6 protein-coding genes and 1 pseudogene are annotated in these 5,147 nt (G+C 66.8%); all 7 read right to left on the bottom strand.

Annotation, left to right across the window (positions count from 1 at the left end; translation table 11 throughout):
- Positions 1-252, bottom strand: a 252-nt coding sequence (locus tag VNE62_04415) for a GTP-binding protein (GenBank protein ID HVE91534.1), incomplete at its 3' end; no start/stop codon positions are given.
- 71 nt (positions 253-323) lie between these two features.
- Complete coding sequence (gene fusA, locus VNE62_04410) at positions 324-2,453, bottom strand: elongation factor G (GenBank protein ID HVE91533.1); 2,130 nt, start codon at positions 2,451-2,453, stop codon at positions 324-326.
- 79 nt (positions 2,454-2,532) lie between these two features.
- On the bottom strand, positions 2,533-3,003 hold the full coding sequence (gene rpsG / locus VNE62_04405; protein ID HVE91532.1) for a 30S ribosomal protein S7: 471 nt from the start codon (positions 3,001-3,003) through the stop codon (positions 2,533-2,535).
- Between the two features lie 2 nt (positions 3,004-3,005).
- Positions 3,006-3,380, bottom strand: coding sequence for a 30S ribosomal protein S12 (gene rpsL / locus VNE62_04400; protein ID HVE91531.1), 375 nt, complete (start codon positions 3,378-3,380; stop codon positions 3,006-3,008).
- A gap of 148 nt (positions 3,381-3,528) precedes the next feature.
- A complete protein-coding gene (locus VNE62_04395; protein ID HVE91530.1) occupies positions 3,529-4,242 on the bottom strand; it encodes an SAM-dependent methyltransferase in 714 nt (237 codons plus the stop codon).
- A gap of 6 nt (positions 4,243-4,248) precedes the next feature.
- Complete coding sequence (locus tag VNE62_04390; protein HVE91529.1) at positions 4,249-4,602, bottom strand: hypothetical protein; 354 nt, start codon at positions 4,600-4,602, stop codon at positions 4,249-4,251.
- A gap of 240 nt (positions 4,603-4,842) precedes the next feature.
- Positions 4,843-5,147 (bottom strand): annotated as a pseudogene (locus VNE62_04385) (hypothetical protein).

The raw sequence follows: 5,147 nt of genomic DNA, 5'->3' as shown, positions 1-5,147 counted from the left end.
GTCGACGTGGGCGTAGTGGCGGGCGTCGGACTCGTATTCGACGTGGGCGATGGCGATCGTGATGCCGCGGGCCTTTTCCTCGGGGGCCTTGTCGATCTGGTCGAAGGCGAAGGCCTTGTTGACGTCGGACGGCTTGTGCTTGGCCAGCACGGCCGTGATGGCCGCGGTCAAGGTGGTCTTGCCGTGGTCGATGTGGCCGATCGTGCCGATGTTGACGTGGGGCTTGGTGCGCTCGAACTTCTGCTTGGCCACTTCTTCCTCCTTCGACGTTCAAACCGACAGCCGGGCAGCCTCGTTGACGGCGCCCGGAGGGACTGCTTGAATTACTTCACAAGCTCACGCTGAACGGACTCCGGAACCTCCTGGTAGGAGTGGAACCGCGGCGTAAATGTTGCACGCCCCTGGGTCCGCGAGCGCAAGTCGGTAGCATACCCGAACAGCTCCGCGAGCGGCACGAGAGCCCTGACGATCTGGCTACCTGCGCGCGCCTCGACTCCCTCGATACGGCCGCGCTTGGCGGTGATGTCGCCGAGGACGTCGCCCAGGTACTCGTCGGGCGTGACCACCTCGAGGTCCATGATCGGCTCGAGCAGCACCGGCTTGGCCTTGCGGGCCGCCTCCTTGAGCGCCATGGAGCCGGCGACCTTGAACGCCATCTCCGAGGAGTCCACGTCGTGGGCGGCGCCTCCGGTCAGGGTCACCCGGACGTCCACCATGGGGTAACCCGCGAGGATGCCGGTTTGCATGGCTTCCTGCACCCCCTGGTCCACGGCCGGGATGTACTCCTGGGGGACGTCTCCGCCCTTGACCTTGTTGACGAACTCAAACCCACCGCTCGGTCCCAGCGGCTCCAGGTCGATGGCGACCTTGGCGTACTGACCACGGCCCCCGGTCTGCTTGGAGTGCGTGTAGACCAGGTGCTTGACCGGGTTTCGGATCGTCTCCCGATATGCGACCTGAGGCTTTCCGACCGTCGCCCCGACCTTGAACTCGCGCTGAAGGCGCGACGCGATGATCTCCAGGTGCAGCTCGCCCATCCCTGAGATGAGGGTCTGCCCGGTCTCGTCGTTGTAGGCGACGCGGAACGTCGGGTCCTCCTCGGACAGCTTCTGGAGGGCTTGGCCCAGCTTGTCGTTGTCGGCGGCGGTCTTGGGCTCGATGGCGATCGAGATGACCGGCTCGGGAAAGCTCATGGACTCGAGGATCACCGGCGCCTGCGGATCGGCGAGGGTGTCCCCTGTGGTGGTGTGCTTCAGACCCACTGCCGCGACGATGTCGCCGGAGAACACGCAGTCGATGTCCTCCTGCTTGTTGGCGTGCATGCGCAAAAGGCGGCCCACGCGCTCCTTGCGGTCCTTGGTTGCGTTGGTGACGTGGCTGCCGGCCTTCAGCCACCCGGAATAGACGCGGAAGTAGGTGAGCTTTCCGACGTAGGGGTCAGAGACGATCTTGAATGCCAGCGCAGAGAAGGGGGCCGAGTCGTCGGCCGGACGCTCAGCCGGCTCCTGCGTGATGGGCGTCTCGCCGACCAGCGGGGGGACATCCGATGGCGAGGGCAGGTAGTCCACGATTGCGTCGAGCAGGGGCTGGACCCCCTTGTTGCGGAAGGCTGCTCCGACGAGGACCGGAGCGATCTCCATGGCAAGCGTGTGGCGTCGGATCGCTGCACGCAGCTCTTCGGCCGAAGGGTCGGTTCCGTTGACGAAGTGCTCGAGCATGATCTCGTCGTGCTCGACCTCGGCCAGGTCCTCGATCAGCAGGTGTCTGGCCTTGGCGGCGTCGTCAACAAGGTCGTCCGGGACGTCCAGCGTTTCCCAGGTGTCGCCCTTGTCGTCGTCCCAGCGCAGGGCCTTCATCTCGACGAGGTCGATCACTCCGACGAAGTCGCCCTCGGCTCCCCACGGGATCTGAATCGCGATGGGGTGGGGCTCGACGAGGCGGGCTTTGATCGTGTTCACGCTCATCCAGAAGTCCGAGCCGGTGCGGTCCATCTTGTTGACGAAGCAGATGCGCGGCACGCCGTACTTGTTGGCCTGGCGCCACACGGTCTCCGTCTGGGGCTCGACCCCCTGGACGGCGTCGAACACGGCCACGGCGCCGTCCAGCACGCGGAGGCTCCGCTCGACCTCGACCGTGAAGTCGACGTGGCCGGGCGTGTCGATGATGTTGATCCAGTGGTCGTTCCAGTGGCAGGTGGTGGCGGCCGAGGTGATGGTGATCCCCCGCTCCTGCTCCTCCTGCATCCAGTCCATGACGGCCGCGCCTTCGTGGACCTCGCCGATCTTGTAGGTCTTGCCCGTGTAGTAGAGGATCCGCTCGGTGGCGGTGGTCTTGCCCGCGTCGATGTGGGCCATGATCCCGATGTTGCGCGTGCGGGCGATCGGGTACTGGCGCTCAGGGCTTCCGCCTGGGCGTCCTGCCTCTGTTCTGGCTTCTGTCGTCGCCTCTACCATTTCGTCTCCGCCCGCTCGCGGGCCGTCTGTGGTCGTGAAGACCCCCGGCCGTGTCGGCTAGGGCGTCGGGCTGGGCCGGTTACCAGCGGAAGTGAGCGAAAGCCCGGTTTGCGTCCGCCATCTTGTGCAGGTCCTCGCGCTTCTTGACGGCGGTGCCGGTGCCCTGCAGGGCGTCTAGCAGCTCGGCCGAGAGCTTCTCGGCCATACCCTTGCCCTTGCGGCCGCGCGCGGTCCCGACCAGCCACCGGATGGCCAGTGAGGTTCCCCGCCGGGCCGGGACGTCGACCGGGACTTGATAGGTCGTTCCACCGACGCGGCGGGAACGGACCTCCAGCAGCGGCTTGACGTTGTCCACCGCCTTCTTCAGGGCGGGGACATGCTCCATGCCAGACCTCTGGTTCAGGTCGTCCAGGGCTTCGTAGACGATCCGCTCCGCAAGTGTCTTCTTGCCGTCCTGCATGACCTTGTTGATCAGCTGCGTGACCAGCTGGCTGTCGTGCAGGGGATCCGGACGGATCTCGCGCTTCGGGATTGCTCCGCGGCGGGGCATCTCTACGAACCGCCCTTTTTGGCGCCGTACTTGGAGCGGCCCTGCTTGCGGTTGCGGACCCCCGCGGTGTCAAGAGCGCCGCGGATGATCTTGTAGCGGACGCCCGGGAGGTCGCGGACACGGCCTCCGCGGACGAGCACGATCGAGTGCTCCTGAAGGTTGTGCTGCTCTCCGGGGATGTAGGCCGTTACCTCCATCCCGGACGTCAGGCGCACCCTGGCGATCTTGCGCAGCGCTGAGTTGGGCTTTTTGGGAGTGGTGGTGTAGACGCGCAGGCAGACGCCTCGCCGCTGGGGCGAGCCCTTGAACGCAGGCGTCTTGGACTTGGTCCTTTTGATGTCCCGTCCCTGCCTGATCAGCTGCTGGATCGTCGGCACGCCTGCTCCTGTTAGTCGACCCCGGGCGCACGGCCGACACCCGAGGTCGAGGTCGGACGATGCGGCCCGGAAGGCCCGGTCACGCGAACAATGCCCGGACCAGCGGTCCGGACACGAACAATGATGCTACTGGCGGCCCGGCGCAGCGTCAATCGCGGGCAGACTTTCGGCAGTGCACGAACGCCTCCAAGGCCCCGCGGGCTCCCGGTGATGGCGACCTGAACGACCCGAGGAATTCCCACCCCGCCCCCTCCAGCCCCGGCCGCGCCTGGGTGACGGCCCGCCCGACGCTCTCCCAGTCGGTGGGCGCTTCCGCGAGCCTGAGCTCGAACATGGGCTTCACGAGTCCCACGAGCTCGGCGTCCGCGACGAACTTGATCCGGTCCAGCTGGGCAACAGCTCCCGAGAGGGACAGGTAAGAGACGTCCACCACCACCAGCTCAACCGGCTCCGGGATCAGAACGCGATCCAGCTTGGCCACGTTCGTGGCCTCCAGGTTCACCACCCTGGGGTCCTGACGCAGGGAGCCGAGGAGTTGTCCGTGGCCCACGTCCACCGCAAAGATGCGCGCCGCTCCCCGCTCCAGCAGGACCGACGTAAAGCCGCCGGCGGCCGCACCGACGTCCAGGCAGACCTTGCCGGCCGGGTCCACGCCGAACTCGTCCAGAGCAGGCCGCATTTTCGCGCTGCCCCTCAGGGCCAGAGGCTCGACCACCACGATGGCCGAACCGTCCAGGACCAGCGATCGGGGGTTTGTGATCGGAACGCCGTCCACCCACACCAAGCCCCGCGTGATGGCCGATTCCGGGTCCGGCAGGTCGGGTCGTGACCTTGCCAGCTGCTCGAGCAGCCGCCGCCGCACCGCCTGCTACGGCAGGTCTTGGTGGTGCACGTCTGTGCACTCGGGGTTGCAGCGTTGGACCTTCACGTAGTCCCCGGGCTGCGTGGCGCCTGAACCATCGAACTTCACGCCGACCCCTTCATTCACCGAGATGGGCCCGCCCGTCTCCACGCACGCCAAGTAGAAGCCATTGCCGTTGTAGTTCGTGTCGGCTCCGGCGAACACGAACCCGGCCACGGGCACCTGCTGCCTGACGGTCACCTCGTCGGGGGGCTGTCCGCCCTCATTACTGCAGTAATTCCACGCCTCCGCCTGTCCCGGTACGAACATGGCCAGCCACAAGCCGAACGTCACCGCCGCAATCGAGCGCTTGACCCGCATCTTTGACCTCCCCCGACCGTTCCTACCCAACTGTTCGGCGCAGCAGGCGCCGTTCCTTTCGGGAAAAAAAAGGGCCGCCCGGTGCCGGGCGGCCCTTTGTGACTTGTCCGAGGAAGGTTAGCCTTCCTCGCTCCCGACGGCGGCCTCCTCGTAGCCCATGAGCTCCTCGAGCAGACCCGTATCCGACAGCAGGTCGTCGCGCGGGTCGTCGTCGGTGTCCGGGACCTCCACCAGCGGCACGACCTTCACCGAGCGGTAGCGGCGCATGCCGGTACCTGCCGGGATGAGCTTGCCGATGATGACGTTCTCCTTCAGGCCGAGCAGCGGGTCGCTGCGTCCCGAAAGGGAGGCCTCCGTGAGCACGCGGGTGGTCTCCTGGAAGGAGGCCGCCGCGAGCCAGGAGTCGGTCGCGAGGCTGGCCTTGGTGATGCCCATGAGGACCGGACGACCGGAGGCCGGCTCGCCGCCCTCCTGCACCACGCGGCGGTTCTCGGCCTCGAAGACCGCGCGCTCGACCAGCGAGCCCGGCAGGAACTCCGTGGAGC

It is taken from the genome of Actinomycetota bacterium, assembly GCA_035536535.1.
Taxonomy (GTDB): Bacteria; Actinomycetota; JAICYB01; order JAICYB01; family JAICYB01; genus DATLNZ01.
The sequence above is the reverse complement of the archived record's forward strand: the minus strand, read 5'-3'. Positions and strand labels throughout refer to the sequence as shown.

Bases quoted from the DNA above. Each gene is read 5' to 3' on its own strand.
- rpsG (HVE91532.1), bottom strand. From the start codon at position 3,003: ATGCCCCGCCGCGGAGCAATCCCGAAGCGCGAGATCCGTCCGGATCCC.
- VNE62_04390 (HVE91529.1), bottom strand. From the start codon at position 4,602: ATGCGGGTCAAGCGCTCGATTGCGGCGGTGACGTTCGGCTTGTGGCTG.
- fusA (HVE91533.1), bottom strand. From the start codon at position 2,453: ATGGTAGAGGCGACGACAGAAGCCAGAACAGAGGCAGGACGCCCAGGC.